This is a genomic window from Pseudomonas fluorescens (assembly GCF_040448305.1).
GTDB classification, from domain to species: domain Bacteria; phylum Pseudomonadota; class Gammaproteobacteria; order Pseudomonadales; family Pseudomonadaceae; genus Aquipseudomonas; species Aquipseudomonas fluorescens_BH.
The window spans coordinates 4,751,137-4,769,198 of sequence record NZ_CP148752.1; the positions used below are offsets into that span (position 1 = coordinate 4,751,137).

The following is an 18,062-nucleotide window of genomic DNA, read 5'->3' on the forward strand; positions in this document are numbered from 1 at the left end:
TGGCCTAATAATTCCGGACACCTCTTAAGGGCGATATGATTTCGCCAACTTGGAGGTTCCATGAACGAAAGAAAGGTCTATACCCGCGAGTTCAAGCTGCATGCTGCCAGCATGGTGCTTGATGATAACTGCCCGGTTCCAGAAGTGTGTGCATCGCTGGATATCGGCCCTACCGCTTTACGGCGTTGGGTCGATCAGGTTCGCAAGGAACGCGAGGGACAGCCAGTCAAAGGCACCAAGGCGATTACCGAAGATCAGCGCCAGATCCAGGAACTAAAGGCCAAGATCAAACGCATGGAAATGGAAGCCGAGATCTTAAAAAAGGCTACCGCTCTCTTGATGTCGGATCCCGATCGTTTTCGATGATTGCGGAACTAAGAGAGTCATTCCCGACTGCCATTGTGTGTCGTGTTTTCGATGTGAAGCGCAGCAGCTTTTATGAGTGGCTTCAGCGGCGAGCCAAACCGCGGATCAGACGCGAAGACCTCAAGTTGAAAGTGGTTGAACTGCACAGCGAAAGCCGGGAAGCCATGGGTTCCAGAATGATCAGCAAGAACCTGAAGTCCCAAAACATCGCGATCGGAAGAGGCCTTGTCAGGGCGCTAATGAGGGAGGCCAACATTGTCAGTAAACAACGCCAGCCTCACCCATTCAGATCCAAAGGCGTTGAAGCATTTGTCGCGCCCAATCGACTCAAGCGCAATTTTAAGCCGACTGCAGTTGATCAGGTCTGGTGTGGCGACGTTACCAGCTTGATGGTGGGCGAGCGCTGGGTTCATCTGGCCATCGTGATCGATTTGTTTGCTCGCCGCGTCATTGGCTGGGCGTTTTCGCTGGTCAATGACGCCAACTTGGTCAGCAAGGCGCTACGCATGGCGACAGAGGTGCGAGCGTGTCCTCCTGGACTGATGTTCCATTCAGATCAGGGCTGTCAGTACACCAGTCGCAAGTTTCAAGAAGAACTGAAGCGTCATGGCATTTTGCAAAGCATGAGTCATCGCGGGCAGTGCTGGGACAATGCTCCAACGGAGCGTTTTTTCGGCACGCTGAAATCAGAATGGGTGCCTCGTAGTGGCTACAGCAAGATCGAGGAAGCAAAAACCGATATGGTGCGTTTCTTCCTGTACTACAACCGCACCAGGCTCCACAGCTACAACAACTACCTGTCGCCAATAGCCATGGAGCAAAAAGCGGCATAAACACCGTAACCGGTGTCCGGGATTACTTGACCAGTTCAAGCTCGCTCCCACAGGTTAATTGCTCACCACCAGAATTCAGTGTCGTTTCAATCATCCGGCATTTCGGGCGGTTTGGCGGGTTTCGCCGGTTTGCTGTTTTTCCCGGGCTTGGCGCCTTTGGCAGCCGGCTCGGCTTCAGCGACAGGAGCGGCCACAGTCGCGGTAAATTCTTTCTCGGCCGCCGGCAACTGATCGACAGCGCTGAAAATCTCGTCCAGCTTGATGGCGTCCGATTGTTCAAGTTTCTTTTCGCCGTCCTTGCCGACCAGAATCACCTTGGTCTTGGCGCCGGCACCCAGCTTGAGCGAGCGGATCAGCGCCGCCGTGTCTTGTGGCCCGAGGTCTTTGCCGTCGCGCTGGCCCATCAGGTTGAGTACGGTGTAGAGCACCATGTTGCGGTCGGTGAAACCCTTGCGATTGGCCGGCTCATCCAGGGACTTTTTCAGGCTGACCCAGATCGGATCAACCGTGCTCGGAGCGATGACGATCAGTGGCCGGGCCCTGCCCTTGTCCATGTCCAGCGGTGAGTCGCCATCGGCGGCGAACGAGGGGCCGGCAATCGCCAGCAAAGTAGCCAGGGTCAGTGACCTGATGAGCATGCGCATCTCCTTTTGATATCCACGCTCTAATGATTGCGCATCGCGGCGATCGACGTACCGCAAATATTTTTCGCCTTGCCCCAAGCTTAGGTCAGGGCGGTCATTGCGCAACAGGCTGGGCTAATCTGAAGACTCATGACAACCCGCCTGATCCGTCGCGAGGACTGGCCCATGAGCACTCAGTTGAACCACACCATCGTCTGGTGCCGGGACAAGCAGGTTTCGGCGAATTTCCTGGCCAGCCTCCTTGGCCTGCCCGCCCCGCAGCCCTTCGGGCCCATGCTGATCGTCAAACTGGATAACGGCGTGTCACTGGATTTCTACGACAACGACCCGCCGATAGCGTCTCAGCACTACGCATTCTTGCTGGGCGACGAGGATTTCGATGCAGCCTTCGCACGCCTGCAAGCCAACGGTCAGCCGTGGTGGGCCGACCCGGGCAAGCAGCGACTGAGGGAGGTCAATGATTTCGCGGGAGGACGGCGGGTGTATTTTGATGACCCGGACGGGCATCTGCTGGAAATATTCACCCGCGAATGAAGCTGGCGTGGCGGCTTGAATCAGAACGCCAGTTTGTAGCCGATCAACAACAGCATGGTCGCCAGGCAAGGACGCAGCAGTTCGTCGGAGATGCGCCCGGTCAGATGGCTGCCCAGGTAAATCCCCGGCAACGAGCCCACCAGCAAGTAACCCAGGACATGCCAATCCATGTTGCCCATGCTGGCATGGCCAAGGCCCGCGACCAGGGTCAGCGGCACGGCGTGGGCGATTTCAGTCCCCACCAGGCGGCGGGTCGGCAGCATCGGATAGAGAATGAACAGTGCCACGGTGCCCAGTGCGCCGGCGCCGATGGACGTCAGCGCGACCATGGTGCCAAGGACCAGCCCGGTGATGACCGTCATCACATTCAGGCGCAATCCGCTGGGGTTGTAGTTGCCGCCCGCACGTTTGTGGGCGAAGTCGAGCAGGCGCTTCTTGAACAGGATCGCCAGTGCCGTGGCAAACAACACAAAACCCAGGGCCTGCTTGATGATCGCGTTCATCGCCTCGGGGGCGCTGTGCAGGGTGCTGAGGAACCACAGCGTCAACACCACCGCAGGCACGCTGCCCAAGGTCAGCCAGCCGGTAATCGCCCAGTCGATGTTGTTGTTCTTGCGGTGAACCAGTACGCCGCTGGATTTGGTGATGGCGGCGTACAGCAGATCGGTACCGACCGCCGTCGCCGGGTTGATGCCGAACCCTAGCAGGATCGGCGTCATGAGCGACCCGCCACCCACGCCAGTCATGCCGACGATGAAGCCGACGACCAGCCCGGCAACGACCAACCCGATGTTCACTAAATCCATGAATACGTCCACAAAGATCGCAAGGGAAATCTGGCCCGCAGCATAGCGATATTTCTTATAACCAGTTATATCGATGCGATCTATCTTTATGCCCTGAAGTGTCATGCCACCCTGTGGGAGCGGGCTTGCTCCCACAGGGTTTCGTGCTGGATTCACTGCACCGGCAGGAAGTTCAGGAACACCAGGCTCTGCGCATAGTTCAGGCCAATGCGCCGGTAGCGTTCGTCGAGCATCTGGGTCAGCAGGTCCAGCCGGGCGACGATCTTGCCGAACTCGACAGCAAAGCTCAGGTTGCTGCCCTCCTCCGAGATTTCGTTGGAGAACAGCAAGGGCTGGCCTTCTTTGTTCTGTCGCTGGCTGAGGATCCAGGTGGCGATCTCGATGTTGCGCGCGGCATTGCTGACGAAAACCGGATTGATCGTATCGGTCATGTAGAACTCGAGACGATTGCCATGGGCGGTCACCAGCATGCTGCCGATGGCATAGATGAACGCCCCGACCCGGTCGCCGAGAAACTCCGGGCTCATGGCAAAACGCAGGGCCGCGAGGTCCTTTTTGCCGCCCAAGGTCGGTAATGGCTCCTGCATCTCAATGGCCATGCGCACTTGCTTGCCGGCGGTACGGGCATCGAGGAAACCGGATTTTTTCAGCTCATCGGGGTTACGCAGGTAGAGCTTGCTCATCAGCAGGTAAAGGCTGTCGAGGTTGTCGCGCATGGTCAGGGTAGCCATGCGGTCGACGCTGGTCTGCAGGAACTCCTGGGGTTTGCCTTCGCGCATCTGGTTGATGATGTCGCCACCCTGCTGCTGGCTGCAACCGGTGACGAAGAACATCGACAGACCTGCCAGCAGCAGGCAATGACGACGGATTTTTGTGGTGATCGCGGGTGAAACTCGAGCCATGGGTTCTTGGACTTGGGCATGGGCCGGCGGTGGGGATCGCCGCAGGCTGCCCATGGATAGAGCCGGACATTTCGAAAAAGTGCAGTATCGAGCGGCACCAATCGATCACTGGCAGGGGAATGCTCAAAGAAAAAACGGATCAGAAAATCATTAGGTCGGTACACACTCCCTGTAGGAGCTGCCGCAGGCTGCGATCTTTCGATCTTGAACAATCAAAGTCAAAAGATCGCAGCCTGCGGCAGCTCCTACACTATTCACCGAATACACACAGGAGGTTTTGCATGCGCACGCTTGAACTGGCTGGCGCCAGGGTTCCGGTCATCGGCCAGGGGACCTGGCAGATGGGCGAAGACCGTTCACGGCATACGGAAGAAGTCGCGGCACTGCGCCTGGGCATCGAACTGGGCATGAGCCTGATCGACACCGCGGAAATGTACGCCGAAGGCGGCGCCGAGGAAGTGGTCCGCGATGCTATCGCCGGCCAGCGTGACAGCGTCTTTCTGGTCAGCAAGGTGTACCCGCACAATGCCAGCCGCCAGGGCATTCCCCAGGCGTGCGAGCGAAGCCTGCGCAGGCTTGGCACCGATTACATCGATCTGTATCTGCTGCATTGGCGCGGCCAGTATCCACTGGCCGAAACCGTCGAAGCCTTCGAACGCCTGCGCGAAGACGGCAAGATCGGTCGTTGGGGCGTGTCCAATTTCGACCTCGACGACTTGCTGGAACTGGACGCCCCGGCCTGCGCCACCAATCAGGTACTCTACAATCTGGAACAGCGCGGCATAGAATTTGACTTGTTACCCTGGAGCCAACAGCAACGGCTGCCGGTCATGGCTTACTGCCCGATCGGTCAGGGTGGAAAAATGCTCGCCAACACCACCCTCAAACAGGTGGCTGTCCGACACGACGTGACGCCGGCACAAGTCGCGCTGGCATGGATTCTGCGTCAGGACGACGTGATCGCCATCCCCAAAGCGGTCCGCTCCGAGCATGTGCGGCTCAATGCCCAAGCTGCCCGATTGCAGCTTGAAGCGGGGGATCTGGAGGCGCTGGACCAAGTGTTTCGCGCGCCACAACGCAAACAGCGGCTGGCCATGGTCTGAACCACCGCAGTCAGAGAGCTTCACCATGAGAAGCACCGACCACCTGGACCCGTTCAATCTGCAACGTTTTCTCGAGGCTCAGGACCCGGTGTTCGACCGGGTTCAAAACGAGCTGAGCAACGGACACAAGCGCAGTCACTGGATGTGGTTCATTTTTCCGCAGTTTGCCGGGCTCGGCGACAGCGAGATGTCGCGCCGCTTTGCCATCCGCTCGCGGGAGGAGGCCCTGGCCTACCTTGAGCACCCGTTGCTGGGCGCCCGGCTACGCACCTGCACCCAGGAAGTGCTGAATATCCGGGAGCGCTCGGTGGCCGGGATTTTCGGCCATCCCGACGACCTGAAGTTTCATTCCTCGATGACCCTGTTTGCCCAGGTCACCGACGCCGACAGCCTTTTCCAGCAAGCCCTGAACCAATACTTCCACGGCATCCTGGATGACTGGACCTTGTCGCTGATGGACTCAAAACAGGCCCAGCTGCCCCCCAATCAGGGTTGAGAAGTCGTCGTCGACAAACGGCAGTATCGCGTCCGCCACCGGTTGCAGCTGCCGGGTAATGTAGTGGTCGTAGTCGATGGGCGCGCTGCGCACTTCCAGCGGTTCAGGGCCGGCAACGGTGATCACGTAGCTGATCCAGCCGCCGTTCTGGTACTGGCGCGGGCGCCCCTGCCGGTCGTTGTACTCGTCGGCCAGGCGCGCCGCGCGCACATGGGGCGGTACGTTGCGCTGATAGTCATCGAGGGTGCGGCGCAGGCGTTTGCGGTAGATCAGCCGGTCATCGAATTCACCGGCCAGGGTCTTACGCACGTAGTCACGCACATAATCCTGGTAGGGCTTGCGCAGGAAAATCCGCGAATACAGCTCCTGCTGGAATTGCCGGGCCAGCAGCGACCAGTCGGTGCGTACGGTTTCCAGGCCTTTGTAGACCATTTCGTCGCTGCCGTCGTCACGGGTGACCAGCCCGGCATAGCGCTTTTTACTGCCTTCTTCGGCGCCGCGAATGGTTGGCATCAAAAAGCGCTTGTAGTGGGTTTCGAACTGCAATTCGAGAACGCTCTGCAAGCCGTACTCCTGCTGCACGTGCTCGCGCCACCACTGATTGACGTGCGCCACCAGCGCGTGGCCGATCTGCGCCGCCTCCTGCTGGCCATGGGCGCGACGCAGCCAGACGAAGGTCGAGTCGGTGTCGCCGTAAATCACCGCATGCCCCTGGGCCTCGATCAATTGGCGGGTGCGCAGCATGATCTCGTGCCCGCGCAAGGTGATGGATGACGCCAGGCGCGTGTCGAAGAAGCGACAACCGCTGGAGCCGAGTACGCCGTAGAAGGCGTTCATGATGATTTTCAGCGCCTGGGACAGCGGCGCGTTGTGTTCGCGCTTGGCGGTTTCCCGGCCTTCGGCCACCCGGGCGACGATGGATGGCAGGCAATGCCGGGTGCGAGAAAAACGCGCGCCACGAAACCCCGGCACCGACTCGCTGTCGTCCGGGTGCTTGAGTCCTTCAATCAGCCCCACCGGATCGATCAGGAAGGTGCGGATGATCGACGGATAGAGGCTTTTGTAGTCGAGCACCAGCACCGATTCGTACAGTCCCGGTTGCGAATCCATGACAAAACCGCCAGGGCTGGCTTCGGGTGGCTTGCCACCGAGGTTCGGCGCTACGAAACCCTGACGGTGCATCAGCGGCATGTACAGGTGCGTGAACGCCGCCACCGAACCGCCCATGCGATCGGCTGGCAAACCGGTGACGCTGGCTCGCTCCAGCAGGAAGGTGAGCAGCTCGGTCCTGGCGAAAATCCGCGTGACCAGTTCGCAGTCCTTGAGGTTGTATTTGGCCAGCGCCGGTTTGTCCTCGGCGAACATACGATTGATTTCGTCCATGCGCTGGTACGGGTTGTCGATGGACTTGCCCTCGCCGAGCAAGGTTTGCGCGACGTTTTCCAGGCTGAACGAGGGGAAACTCCAGGTTGCCGAACGCAGGGCCTCGATACCGTCGATGATCAAACGGCCAGCGGCTGAAGCGAAGTAATGGTTGCCGCTGCCGTGTTCACGCCACTGCATTTCCTCGCCGCCACGCCCCAGTTTCAACGGTACCGCCAGGCGCCGGGCGTGTTCGTGCAGCACCCGCAAGTCGAACTGCACGACGTTCCAGCCGATGATCGCGTCGGGGTCGAACCGGGCAAACCAGTCGTTGAGTTTTTTCAGCAGCAGGGTCCGCGAATCGCAGTATTCGAGCTGGAAGTCCACCTGGCTGGCGTCGCCATTGGGCGGTCCGAGCATGTACACCTGACGCTCGCCGCAGCCTTCCAGGGCGATGGAATACAACTCGCCCTGGGCCGTGGTCTCGATGTCCAGGGACACCAGTTTCAAGCTCGGCCGGTAGTCCGGATCGGGTTTCATCTGCGCGTCGAGCAGCAGGCCCTCGGCATTCGGCGTGCCACTGAAACGCACCGGTGCGGTGATGAAGCGTTCCATCATGTAGCGTTCCGGCGGGCGCACGTCGGCTTCGAACACCTCGACACTGGCCCGGCGCAGCGCGGTTTCCAGACGCATCAACTGGCCATGTTGCTGGCAGTAAAGACCGAGGACCGGGCGATGTTCGAAATCCTGCAGGGCCAGGGGCCTGAGCTCGACGTTCTTCTCGTCATGCAAAACACGTTCGGCGGGCTGACGCTGCGCAGCAGGGATGAACGCCACCGACGGTTGATGAGGCAAGCGGATACGCCGGGGACCGCTGTCGGTCGCCAGCCAGAATTCGACTTCCGTACCGGCCGGGGTGTCGCGCCAATGCCGGGTCAGGACGAAGCCCTGCTGTAGATCCACCACTGCAAACCTCGAAACTGATTCAGAGGGTGATTCTACCCGTCATCAGTCGCGATAGCGCGCTTGCCGCAGGCCTATCAGGCAGACACCGCCCCTGTGGGAGCGAGCCTGCTCGCGAAGGCAGACTTACAGCCAACATCATCGTTGAATGTTGAACCGCTTTCGCGAGCAGGCTCGCTCCCACAGGTAAGGTGCTGGCCCGAAATGAGGGGTTTGCCGAAGAAAAACCGCCAAATGACGTTTTTTGCGTGTTATCTGCCGCATTCGCCCTTGCCCTGAACGCTCGCGTCTACGATTCTTCAAGAACAACGACAACACCCGAGTAACCACCATGAAAACCGTCGCCCAACTGCTCAAGCTCAAAGATCAGAAAAACCAGGAAGTGCACCAGATCAAACCCGATCACATGGTGCTCGAAGCACTGATGAAGATGGCCGAGAAAAACGTCGGCGCCTTGCTGGTGGTGGAGAATGATGAAGTGCTGGGCATCATCAGCGAACGGGACTATGCGCGCAAACTGGTGCTGCACGGCCGCTCTTCGGTGGGCACGCCGGTGCGCGACATCATGGTATCGCCGGTGATTACCGTCGACACCCATCAAACCGTGGAGACCTGCCTGGGCATCATGTCCGATAGACGCCTGCGTCACTTGCCGGTGGTCGAAGGCGGCAAATTGATCGGCCTGCTGTCGATCGGCGACCTGGTCAAGGAAGCGATTGCCGAACAGGCGGAACTGATCAAGCAGCTGGAACAGTACATTCGCGGGGAATAAATCCGGACACCTTGCTTTCCTCCTGTGGGAGCGAGCCTGAACTGGCCTAATAATTCCGGACACCTCTTAAGGGCGATATGATTTCGCCAACTTGGAGGTTCCATGAACGAAAGAAAGGTCTATACCCGCGAGTTCAAGCTGCATGCTGCCAGCATGGTGCTTGATGATAACTGCCCGGTTCCAGAAGTGTGTGCATCGCTGGATATCGGCCCTACCGCTTTACGGCGTTGGGTCGATCAGGTTCGCAAGGAACGCGAGGGACAGCCAGTCAAAGGCACCAAGGCGATTACCGAAGATCAGCGCCAGATCCAGGAACTAAAGGCCAAGATCAAACGCATGGAAATGGAAGCCGAGATCTTAAAAAAGGCTACCGCTCTCTTGATGTCGGATCCCGATCGTTTTCGATGATTGCGGAACTAAGAGAGTCATTCCCGACTGCCATTGTGTGTCGTGTTTTCGATGTGAAGCGCAGCAGCTTTTATGAGTGGCTTCAGCGGCGAGCCAAACCGCGGATCAGACGCGAAGACCTCAAGTTGAAAGTGGTTGAACTGCACAGCGAAAGCCGGGAAGCCATGGGTTCCAGAATGATCAGCAAGAACCTGAAGTCCCAAAACATCGCGATCGGAAGAGGCCTTGTCAGGGCGCTAATGAGGGAGGCCAACATTGTCAGTAAACAACGCCAGCCTCACCCATTCAGATCCAAAGGCGTTGAAGCATTTGTCGCGCCCAATCGACTCAAGCGCAATTTTAAGCCGACTGCAGTTGATCAGGTCTGGTGTGGCGACGTTACCAGCTTGATGGTGGGCGAGCGCTGGGTTCATCTGGCCATCGTGATCGATTTGTTTGCTCGCCGCGTCATTGGCTGGGCGTTTTCGCTGGTCAATGACGCCAACTTGGTCAGCAAGGTGCTACGCATGGCGACAGAGGTGCGAGCGTGTCCTCCTGGACTGATGTTCCATTCAGATCAGGGCTGTCAGTACACCAGTCGCAAGTTTCAAGAAGAACTGAAGCGTCATGGCATTTTGCAAAGCATGAGTCATCGCGGGCAGTGCTGGGACAATGCTCCAACGGAGCGTTTTTTCGGCACGCTGAAATCAGAATGGGTGCCTCGTAGTGGCTACAGCAAGATCGAGGAAGCAAAAACCGATATGGTGCGTTTCTTCCTGTACTACAACCGCACCAGGCTCCACAGCTACAACAACTACCTGTCGCCAATAGCCATGGAGCAAAAAGCGGCATAAACACCGTAACCGGTGTCCGGGATTACTTGACCAGTTCAGCCTGCTCGCTCCCACATTTGGTTTTCAGGGTTTTCAGACTGGCCAATGCCGGGCGAATACCGGTGCCAGTGCCGGGTGGCGGTCGATGCGTTCCAGCCAGGCGAAAAACCCCGGCCGGGCAATGCGCAAATGTTCCCGACTGCCCGCCCATCGCGAGATCACCGCCGCCAGCACATCCAGGGCCCCTGGCTTCTCGCTGCCCAGGTACAACTCGCCCGAGAACTGATCGGCAAACACCTCCCAACTCCAGTGCAGGCGCCGACGGGCGCCCTCCATGAGGTTCTGCCTGGACGACTCATCCGCCTCGGCCAGCCAGCGCTCGGGGTAATCGATGATGCCGATGGCCGCATAGCAATTGCTGACGATGTACGCCATGCCGCGAATGGCCTGGGCCCGCTCGGCCGGGTCTGGCGGCAACAACCCCGATGCGGGAAAGGTCAGCCCGAGGTGAATCAGGATCGCCGCGCTCTCGGTCAGGACGCCGCCATCGGGTAGCTGCAAGGTTGGTATCTGTTTGAGCGGATTGAGTTTCTCCAGCGCCTGGGCCGCCTCCGCGGATGCCTCGACATCGATGAAGCGATAAGGAATATCACAGAGTTCAAGGGCGGCTTCGATGGCCGCCGCCCCAGAGTTCTGATAACCGTAGAGCTGGTACATAAACGTCTCCTTGCACACCGCGATCTCTGCAGTGCCTCATCAATCGTCCCGGCAGAGGAACGCGCCAGCTATCCAGTGTAGAAGCCGCCACCCGCCACACCACGGTCATCCGACGATCGCCCCATCACGCTCACAAGGGGTGTGTCGTCGGTCCTATCATTGCCGTCGATGTTCACCATCACGTCAATGAAGTTCTCTTAAAAAATCCCCGGCGTAACATCTGCTCCATACCAACCCATAAGCACCCCGGAGCACACCATCATGAAACGCCAAACCCTCCTCAGCATCGCTTTCTCGGTTTTCGCAGTTAACGCTTTCGCCGCAAACTCTGCTCAGCCTATGGTCGCTGAAGGCGGCTCGGATCGTCTGATTGAAAGCCGTGTGGCCGAGGGTGGTTCCGATCGCCTGATCGAGAATCGTGTGGCCGAAGGTGGTTCGGATCGCCTGCTGGAAAAACGTGTTGCCGAAGGCGGTTCCGACAAGCTGCTGCAAAACCGCGTCGCCGAAGGCGGTTCCGACAAACTGCTGCAAAACCGCGTCGCCGAAGGCGGTTCCGACAAACTCCTGCAAAACCGCGTTGCCGAAGGCGGCTCCGACAAGCTCCTGCAAAACCGCGTCGCTGAAGGTGGCTCGGACCGTCTGATCGAAAGCCGCGCTGTCTGAATGCAGTGCTTTACCGCAGGACTCAAGGAAAACCCGGCCTCACCCGCCGGGTTTTTTATGCGTTTTTTCGCCGCGATTAATTTACTGCCCGCGCCATGCAGCGCTGGTAACGTTCATCGACCCGTTTGGCGAACCACGCGGTGGTGAGTTTGCGGGTGATTTTCGGGCTTTGCAGCACGATCCCCGGCAACACTTCACGGGGCAACGGCCGACCCTCGGCCCGTTCGGCCAGTTCGAAAACCCGTCGATAGAGTTTGCTGTCTTCGAACGCCAGGGTTTTCCCCTCTTCCAGTTGCTCGCGGATCGTCGGATTGCGCATGTCCAGTTGCTTGCCGAGGGTACGCACGGCCAGTTCCGTGGTGCCGGGCATGATCGAACCGTAGCGCACCAGGTCGCCATCCAGCGCCAACGGGATACCGGAAGCCCGGCTCACCGCGTTCTGGAACGCGGCGTTACGGCTGGCGTACCAACCCGCGTTGAAGTCCGCAAAGCGGTACAACGGCTGTGGGTAACTCACCGGATACCCGAGCAGATGCGCGATGCCGAAATACATGCCGCCGCGCCGGGTGAACACTTCATGACGAATCGAGCCCTTCACCGGGTACGGATAACCCTTGGCCTGCTGTTCGGCAAAATCGATGCCGACCTGCATCGGCCCGCCGGTATGCACCGGATTGAAGCCGCCGAACAGTTTTTTTCCCATCGGTACCATGTCGATGAAGTCGTCGAAAATGGCGCTCAGTTCCTTTTCACTGCGCGCGGCATTCAGGCGGTTGCTGTAGCTTTTGCCGTTGGGCGAATCGAGCTTTAACGCACTGCTCACCAGCAGGCCGGGAATGTGTGCCTTGGCGGCGCGACGGTCGATCTCGTCGCGGGCGATCTTGCCCAGGCCCGGTACGCCCGGATTGACCTGAAAGGTCGACTCCTGTTCAGTCACCGCCAACACCGAGCACAGATTTTTCGTGGTCGGCGAGATGTCTTGCGCGGTAAACGCCACCTGGATATCCGTGGCCCAACCCTGGGGGTCAGCAGCCTTGGCCGGCAGCAAACGCACAATCTCGGCCTTCACTTCGGCCGGGCTGCGCGCCGCCGGTTCCTGGGTCCGTTGGCTGCCGCAACCGGCCAATACCAGCAACACGGCGACGCTTGTGATCAATCTGATTTGCATGTCGTTCCATCTAATCCGTTTGTCCGGGCCAACCATACGACCAATGGCAGGTCAGCGGCTACGACCGTGGCAGTCCGACGGTTGCCGCCCTCCCCGACTGGACCATACTTGATTCACACAGCGAGGAGGACAGGTCATGCACCGCAGCGACGTGTTGATCATCGGCGCCGGCCCGACCGGGCTGGTCCTGGCGTTGTGGCTGAGCAAACTGGGTGTGCGCGTGCGGATCGTCGACAAAACCTCCGCCCCTGGCACCACATCCCGGGCACTGGCCGTCCAGGCACGAACGCTGGAGTTGTATCGCCAGCTCGGGCTGGACGACGCCGTGGTGCAACACGGCCATCAAGTAAAGGCCGGCAACTTCTGGGTCAAGGGTGAGCCCGTGGCGCACCTGCCCCTGTCCCAGATCGGTGAGGGCCTGACGCCCTACTCGTTTCTCGAGATCTTCCCGCAGGACGAACACGAACAGCTGCTGATCGAGCGCCTGGAAGCCTTCGGTATCACGGTGGAACGCAACACTGAACTGGCAGGCTTCGAGCAAACCGCAGACGGCATCACGGCCACGCTGCACCTGCCCGACGGCCAGCAGGAAATCTGCCAGGCCTGTTACCTGGCCGGATGCGACGGTGCCCGGTCGATTGTACGCAAGATCCTGGATACCGGATTTCCCGGCGGGACCTACCAGCAGATTTTCTACGTCGCCGACGTGCAGGCCAGCGGCCCGACATTCAATGGCGAACTGCATGTGGATCTCGACGAGGCGGACTTCCTCGCCGTATTCCCGTTGGCCGCCAGTGGTCGCGCGCGCTTGATCGGCACGGTGCGCGACGAGCGCGCCGAACATGCCGAGACCCTGCGCTTCGAGGACGTCAGCAGTCGGGCCATCGAACATATGAAGGTGCAGATCGAGCAACTGAACTGGTTCTCGACCTACCGCGTGCATCATCGGGTGGCGGATCACTTCCGCAAGGACCGGGCGTTTTTGCTGGGTGATGCCGCACATGTGCACAGCCCGGCGGGCGGTCAGGGCATGAACACCGGGATTGGCGATGCCATCAACCTGGCCTGGAAACTGGCGGCCGTGTTGAGCGGCGGTGCCAAGGCCAGGCTGCTCGACACCTATGAAACCGAGCGCATCGCGTTTGCGCGCAAACTGGTGGCCACCACCGACCGGGTCTTCACTTTCGTCACCGCCGACGGACCGATTGCCGATTTGCTGCGTACGCGCCTGGCCCCGTTCTTGTTACCGAAAATGACCTCGTTCGAAACCTCCCGCCAGTTCCTGTTTCGCACGGTGTCGCAGATCACCCTGAATTATCGTGGAATGCCGCTGAGCACGGGCGTTGCCGGGCATGTGCATGGCGGTGATCGCCTGCCCTGGGCCCATGACGGTGAGGGGGATAATTTCGAGTCGCTCAAGTGCCTGACCTGGCAGGTGCATGTCTATGGCGACACCAGCGACGAGATGATCGCCTGGTGCCACGAGCACCACCTGCCACTGCATGTGTTCGACTGGCGACCGGCGTTCGAAGCGGCGGGCCTGGGGCGCAATGGCTTTTATCTGTTGCGGCCCGATACCTATGTGGCGATTGCCGAAACCTGCTCGGACCCGAAAGTGATCGAACGGTATTTCCGCGATCACGGGATCCGGCCGTTTTTTGGCGCGACCTGAAAACACCACATCCCACAGGGATATGCGGTGGTTTTCAGATCCCGGCCAAGGCCAGATCCATCGCAAAGTACGTAAAGATCAGGTCTGCCCCGGCCCGCTTGATCGCCCCCAGGCTCTCGCGCACCACACGGTCTTCATCGATGGCCCCGGCCTGGGCGGCAAACTTGATCATCGCGTACTCACCACTCACCTGATAGGCCGACAGCGGCAGGCGCGAGGCTTCGCGGATGTCGCGGATGATGTCCAGGTACGCACCGGCCGGTTTGACCATCAGCGCATCGGCGCCTTCCTGTTCGTCGAGCAACGATTCGCGCACCGCTTCACGGCGGTTCATCGGGTTCATCTGGTAGCTTTTACGGTCGCCCTTGAGCGCACTGCCGCCCGCCTCGCGGAACGGGCCATAGAGCGCCGAGGCGAATTTGGTCGAATAAGCCATGATCGCCGTCTGGGTAAACCCGGCGGCATCGAGCGCCCGGCGAATCGCCTGGACCTGCCCGTCCATCGCCGCCGAGGGGGCGATCACGTCGGCACCGGCACGGGCCGCCGCGACGGCTTGCCTGCCGAGGTTGATCAGGGTCTGGTCGTTGTCGACTTCATGGTTGTGCAGCACGCCGCAATGGCCGTGGTCGGTGTATTCGCAAAAGCAGGTGTCGGACATCACGATCATTTCCGGCACCGCGTCCTTGGCGATGCGCGACATGCGCGAGACCAGGCCGTCATCGCGCCAGGTGTCGCTGCCGCTGCTGTCCAGGTGATGGGACACGCCGAAGGTCATCACCGACTTGATCCCGGCACGGGCGTAGCGCTCGATCTCGCCGGCCAGTTTCGACTCGGGTATGCGCATCACGCCCGGCATGCTTTTGATCGGCACGAAGTCGTCGATTTCTTCTTCGACGAAAATTGGCAACACCAGGTCGTTCAGGCTGAATTCGGTCTCCTGGAACAGGCTGCGCAGGCTCGCATTGCGGCGCAGACGGCGTGGGCGTGCTTCGGGGAACTGACTGGACATGGGTATTCCTGGATTTCAGAGGACGAGACGAATGTCGTAGGGAGGCAAAGCTTATGCCTTGCGCGGCGCGGGGCACAAACCCTGGGTGATCAACTAACCCTTACTGGTTCGGCAACAATCGCGCTGCCGCAAGGCTCCCGGTGTGATTAAAGGTTCAATTGCCCGCTGATACAAGTCACCACCGCCCCGCCAATCCAGATTTCATCCCCCGCCTGCTCCACCTCGATTCGCCCGGCGCGCCCCATGGTCAGGCCCTGGCTGACCACGTAGCTTGCCGGTGCCAACCCTTCGCAGAGCAACCATTGGGCTATCCCGGCGTTCAGGCTGCCAGTGGCGGGATCTTCGGGCATGCCATCGCCGGAAATGAATGCCCGTACTTCGAAATGGGCGTCATCGCCATCGCGTTCGGGATGCCACGGTGCGATGACACCAACGGCCAAGCCAAGCATGTGTGAATGATCCGGCTGCAGATCCAGAACCTGTTGCCGATCCCCGAGCATTACCGCCAGCCAGCCGGCGCCGTTATCGACCCACTGCGCCCGAGTGATCGCGTCCGGTTCCAGCCCGAGCCCCAACCGCACACGTTCTACCAGGCGGTCGTCCACCGGCCCGGTCTTGAGCAACGGAGGAGCGAGAAACGCCAGTTGCGCGCCCTGCCGACGGACCCGCACCAAGCCGACGCCGCACTCCTGAATGATCTCTTCGCCCTTGGGCACGCCACCAGCCTCAAGCCAGGCGTGGCAAGTGCCCAGGGTCGGGTGCCCGGCAAACGGCAATTCCCTCAGGGTGGTGAAGATTCGCATCCGATAGTCCGCCCGGGGGTCCTGCGGCTCCAGAATGAACGTGGTCTCACTGAGGTTGGTCCAGGTCGCGAACGCCGCCATGCGCTCATCGCTCAACTCATCGGCACCAAACACCACCGCCAACGGGTTGCCCTTGAGCGGCACAGGACTGAAGACATCGACTTGCTTGAAATTGAATGAACTCATGGCCGTCCCTGGTCCTGATCAAATCGAATCGTTGGGCTTGGGGATGGTCAACCCGCGCACCACCGCCGGCCGCGCCAGGAAACGTTCCAGTACTCGCGTGACGTTAGGGAAGTTCTGGATGCCCACCAGATCGCCAGCCTCATAGAAGCCGATCAGGTTGCGCACCCACGGGAAGGTAGCGATGTCGGCGATGGTGTAGCGCTCGCCCATGATCCAGTCGCGCCCTTGCAGCCTGCCGTCGAGCACTTTAAGCAGGCGTCTGCTTTCCTCGACGTAGCGGTCACGGGGGCGCTTGTCTTCGTAGTCCTTGCCGGCGAATTTGTTGAAAAACCCGAGCTGGCCGAACATAGGGCCGATGCCGCCCATCTGGAACATCAGCCACTGGATCGTTTCGTAGCGCGCTGCCGACTCCTGGGCCAGCAGTTGTCCGCTCTTGTCGGCCAGGTAGATCAGGATCGCCCCGGATTCGAACAGTGCCAGCGGCTTGTCGTCCGGACCGTGGGGGTCGAGGATCGCCGGGATCTTGTTGTTGGGATTGAGGGAAAGAAATTCCGGGGACATCTGATCGTTGGTGTCGAAGCCTACCCGGTGAGGTTCATACGGCAGGCCGATCTCTTCGAGCATGATCGATACCTTGACGCCGTTGGGGGTCGGCAAGGAGTACAGCTGAATCCACTCCGGGTACTGGGCAGGCCATTTGCGGGTGATGGGGAATGCGGACAGATCGGTCATGGGCGGGATCCACGAAGACATTGAGAGCGACGATCATAATGTAGATATCGGCTCAGCGAGCCCTTGACGCCATTAATCTGGCTGATAGGCAAGATCAAAAGAGATCACGACTGTTTCAACGCCATCCGGTGTAGGGTGTCCACAATATTGCAACATCCTGTCGATAACCTTCGCTGCAAACCCTTGAAGGTTACCGGTACATTGCCGCGCACTCGGCCGGAATCGAACCAAACGGGTTCAGGGGACTCTGAGCACCACCCCTTTGGAAACGGACCGGCTTCAATGACATGGAAAACACCCGACGCAGGACAATCGTGGTGTAAAGGTTTGTCAGCCTTAACCGAATTGCGCTGAAGACACCTTTACTCATGAATCTGTTCAATTTTGCCAAACGCTTCAAACATCGTGCTTACCTTTTATTGCCCGCCCTCTTGGTGGTCAGCGCGTTGTTCCTGTCGCTGGAATCCGGCCTGAGTCGCGCCCACCCAATGGATGGCACCCAGACGCTGGTTTTCCTGCGCCACGGGGAAAAACCCGACGGTGGTCTGGGCCAGCTCAATTGCCAGGGACTGAACCGCGCCATCGACCTGGCCACGCTACTGCCGGAAAAGTTCGGCAAGGCCAACTATGTGTTCGCGGCGAACCCGACCCGTAACGTCGAGGAAGGCGAGTTCGACAACTCCTACAGTTACATCCGCCCCCTGATGACCATCAGCCCCAGCGCCATCAAGCTGGGCCTGCCGGTGAACATCAATTTTTCCGCCAATGACACCAGTGACCTGGCGAATGAACTGATCCACGACAAGTATCACAACGCGGTCATCTACACCGCCTGGTCTCACGGCTACCTGCCGGAGCTGATCAACAAGGTCGCCGGCGACGCCACCGGCAAGAAAATGACCATCACGGATGACTGGGAGTCCAGCGACTACGATTCGCTGTATGTGCTGACCCTGACATGGCACAACGGCAAGGCCAGTTTGCAGAGCCATGTGTACAAGCAAGGTCTGGATAATGGTGCTGAAACCTGCCCGACCTGAGTTGCGCATTGCCTGATCGGGCCTCATCGCGAGCAGGCTCGCTCCCACATTCGATCTCCAGCGAACACATT

20 protein-coding genes and 1 pseudogene are annotated in these 18,062 nt (G+C 59.6%); 12 read left to right on the forward strand and 9 right to left on the reverse strand.

The features are described 5' to 3' along the window. Positions 1 to 60: 60 nt before the first annotated feature. Positions 61 to 366: a transposase gene (locus tag WHX55_RS21560; protein ID WP_150753137.1), complete on the forward strand. Its 306-nt coding sequence runs from the start codon at positions 61 to 63 to the stop codon at positions 364 to 366. Continuing rightward, positions 363 to 1,199 (forward strand): IS3 family transposase, encoded by an 837-nt coding sequence (locus tag WHX55_RS21565; protein ID WP_224789174.1) that lies wholly within the window; start codon positions 363 to 365, stop codon positions 1,197 to 1,199. Before WHX55_RS21560 ends, WHX55_RS21565 begins: the two co-directional genes overlap by 4 nt. 86 nt (positions 1,200 to 1,285) lie before the next feature. Here WHX55_RS21565 and WHX55_RS21570 read toward each other — a convergent pair whose 3' ends face one another. Continuing rightward, a complete protein-coding gene (locus WHX55_RS21570; protein ID WP_150725816.1) occupies positions 1,286 to 1,837 on the reverse strand; it encodes a DUF4174 domain-containing protein in 552 nt (183 codons plus the stop codon). A gap of 171 nt (positions 1,838 to 2,008) precedes the next feature. Here WHX55_RS21570 and WHX55_RS21575 point away from each other — a divergent pair, with 171 nt between their 5' ends. Beyond that, positions 2,009 to 2,377: a VOC family protein gene (locus WHX55_RS21575; RefSeq protein ID WP_353741271.1), complete on the forward strand. Its 369-nt coding sequence runs from the start codon at positions 2,009 to 2,011 to the stop codon at positions 2,375 to 2,377. Between the two features lie 20 nt (positions 2,378 to 2,397). Here WHX55_RS21575 and WHX55_RS21580 read toward each other — a convergent pair whose 3' ends face one another. Both WHX55_RS21580 and WHX55_RS21585 read right to left on the reverse strand, forming a co-directional pair. Beyond that, positions 2,398 to 3,183, reverse strand: coding sequence for a sulfite exporter TauE/SafE family protein (locus WHX55_RS21580; RefSeq protein ID WP_150725814.1), 786 nt, complete (start codon positions 3,181 to 3,183; stop codon positions 2,398 to 2,400). A gap of 152 nt (positions 3,184 to 3,335) precedes the next feature. Then, positions 3,336 to 4,085: a hypothetical protein gene (locus WHX55_RS21585; protein WP_150725813.1), complete on the reverse strand. Its 750-nt coding sequence runs from the start codon at positions 4,083 to 4,085 to the stop codon at positions 3,336 to 3,338. Positions 4,086 to 4,366: 281 nt separating this feature from the next. Here WHX55_RS21585 and WHX55_RS21590 point away from each other — a divergent pair, with 281 nt between their 5' ends. Both WHX55_RS21590 and WHX55_RS21595 read left to right on the forward strand, forming a co-directional pair. After that, positions 4,367 to 5,188 (forward strand): aldo/keto reductase, encoded by an 822-nt coding sequence (locus tag WHX55_RS21590; protein WP_151215161.1) that lies wholly within the window; start codon positions 4,367 to 4,369, stop codon positions 5,186 to 5,188. Between the two features lie 25 nt (positions 5,189 to 5,213). Then, positions 5,214 to 5,684 carry a DUF1810 domain-containing protein gene (locus WHX55_RS21595; protein ID WP_353741272.1) on the forward strand — a complete coding sequence of 157 codons (471 nt, stop codon included), beginning with the start codon at positions 5,214 to 5,216 and terminating at the stop codon, positions 5,682 to 5,684. On the opposite strand, the gene WHX55_RS21600 is transcribed toward WHX55_RS21595, so the two are convergent. Further along, entirely contained in the window at positions 5,649 to 8,009 is a 2,361-nt protein-coding gene (locus WHX55_RS21600) for a DNA polymerase II (RefSeq protein WP_353741273.1), read from the reverse strand. The genes WHX55_RS21595 and WHX55_RS21600 overlap by 36 nt on opposite strands. A gap of 63 nt (positions 8,010 to 8,072) precedes the next feature. Between WHX55_RS21600 and WHX55_RS21605 the strand changes: the two are divergent. The 4 genes and pseudogenes from WHX55_RS21605 to WHX55_RS21620 form a co-directional block, all read left to right on the forward strand. Further along, positions 8,073 to 8,198: pseudogene (locus WHX55_RS21605) on the forward strand (DUF4381 domain-containing protein); the annotation flags it as partial. A 142-nt stretch (positions 8,199 to 8,340) separates the two neighbouring features. Next, the gene (locus WHX55_RS21610; RefSeq protein ID WP_007987990.1) at positions 8,341 to 8,781 is read left to right on the forward strand and encodes a CBS domain-containing protein; all 441 of its coding nucleotides are present in this window, start codon (positions 8,341 to 8,343) and stop codon (positions 8,779 to 8,781) included. A gap of 102 nt (positions 8,782 to 8,883) precedes the next feature. Continuing rightward, positions 8,884 to 9,189 carry a transposase gene (locus WHX55_RS21615; protein ID WP_150753137.1) on the forward strand — a complete coding sequence of 102 codons (306 nt, stop codon included), beginning with the start codon at positions 8,884 to 8,886 and terminating at the stop codon, positions 9,187 to 9,189. Further along, complete coding sequence (locus WHX55_RS21620) at positions 9,186 to 10,022, forward strand: IS3 family transposase (protein WP_353741274.1); 837 nt, start codon at positions 9,186 to 9,188, stop codon at positions 10,020 to 10,022. Before WHX55_RS21615 ends, WHX55_RS21620 begins: the two co-directional genes overlap by 4 nt. Positions 10,023 to 10,094: 72 nt before the next feature. Here the strand turns inward: WHX55_RS21620 and WHX55_RS21625 are convergent, their stop codons facing one another. Further along, positions 10,095 to 10,718, reverse strand: coding sequence for a glutathione S-transferase (locus WHX55_RS21625; RefSeq protein WP_151215104.1), 624 nt, complete (start codon positions 10,716 to 10,718; stop codon positions 10,095 to 10,097). 261 nt (positions 10,719 to 10,979) lie between these two features. Between WHX55_RS21625 and WHX55_RS21630 the strand changes: the two genes are divergently transcribed. After that, the gene (locus WHX55_RS21630) at positions 10,980 to 11,381 is read left to right on the forward strand and encodes a hypothetical protein (RefSeq protein ID WP_353741275.1); all 402 of its coding nucleotides are present in this window, start codon (positions 10,980 to 10,982) and stop codon (positions 11,379 to 11,381) included. Positions 11,382 to 11,457: 76 nt separating this feature from the next. On the opposite strand, the gene WHX55_RS21635 is transcribed toward WHX55_RS21630, so the two are convergent. Next, positions 11,458 to 12,549 (reverse strand): DUF1615 domain-containing protein, encoded by a 1,092-nt coding sequence (locus WHX55_RS21635; RefSeq protein WP_353741276.1) that lies wholly within the window; start codon positions 12,547 to 12,549, stop codon positions 11,458 to 11,460. Positions 12,550 to 12,685: 136 nt separating this feature from the next. On the opposite strand from WHX55_RS21635, the gene WHX55_RS21640 reads away from it, so the two are divergent. Continuing rightward, a complete protein-coding gene (locus tag WHX55_RS21640) occupies positions 12,686 to 14,221 on the forward strand; it encodes an FAD-dependent oxidoreductase (RefSeq protein ID WP_353741277.1) in 1,536 nt (511 codons plus the stop codon). A 34-nt stretch (positions 14,222 to 14,255) separates the two neighbouring features. Here the strand turns inward: WHX55_RS21640 and hemB are convergent, their stop codons facing one another. From hemB to WHX55_RS21655, 3 genes are all read right to left on the reverse strand, one after another. After that, positions 14,256 to 15,230, reverse strand: coding sequence for a porphobilinogen synthase (gene hemB, locus WHX55_RS21645; RefSeq protein ID WP_150759599.1), 975 nt, complete (start codon positions 15,228 to 15,230; stop codon positions 14,256 to 14,258). A gap of 146 nt (positions 15,231 to 15,376) precedes the next feature. Next, positions 15,377 to 16,219, reverse strand: coding sequence for a PhzF family phenazine biosynthesis protein (locus tag WHX55_RS21650; RefSeq protein ID WP_150753142.1), 843 nt, complete (start codon positions 16,217 to 16,219; stop codon positions 15,377 to 15,379). An 18-nt stretch (positions 16,220 to 16,237) separates the two neighbouring features. Continuing rightward, positions 16,238 to 16,951 carry a glutathione binding-like protein gene (locus WHX55_RS21655; RefSeq protein WP_150759598.1) on the reverse strand — a complete coding sequence of 238 codons (714 nt, stop codon included), beginning with the start codon at positions 16,949 to 16,951 and terminating at the stop codon, positions 16,238 to 16,240. Between the two features lie 368 nt (positions 16,952 to 17,319). Here WHX55_RS21655 and WHX55_RS21660 point away from each other — a divergent pair, with 368 nt between their 5' ends. Continuing rightward, on the forward strand, positions 17,320 to 17,991 hold the full coding sequence (locus WHX55_RS21660) for a histidine phosphatase family protein (RefSeq protein ID WP_150753145.1): 672 nt from the start codon (positions 17,320 to 17,322) through the stop codon (positions 17,989 to 17,991). Positions 17,992 to 18,062 lie beyond the last annotated feature (71 nt).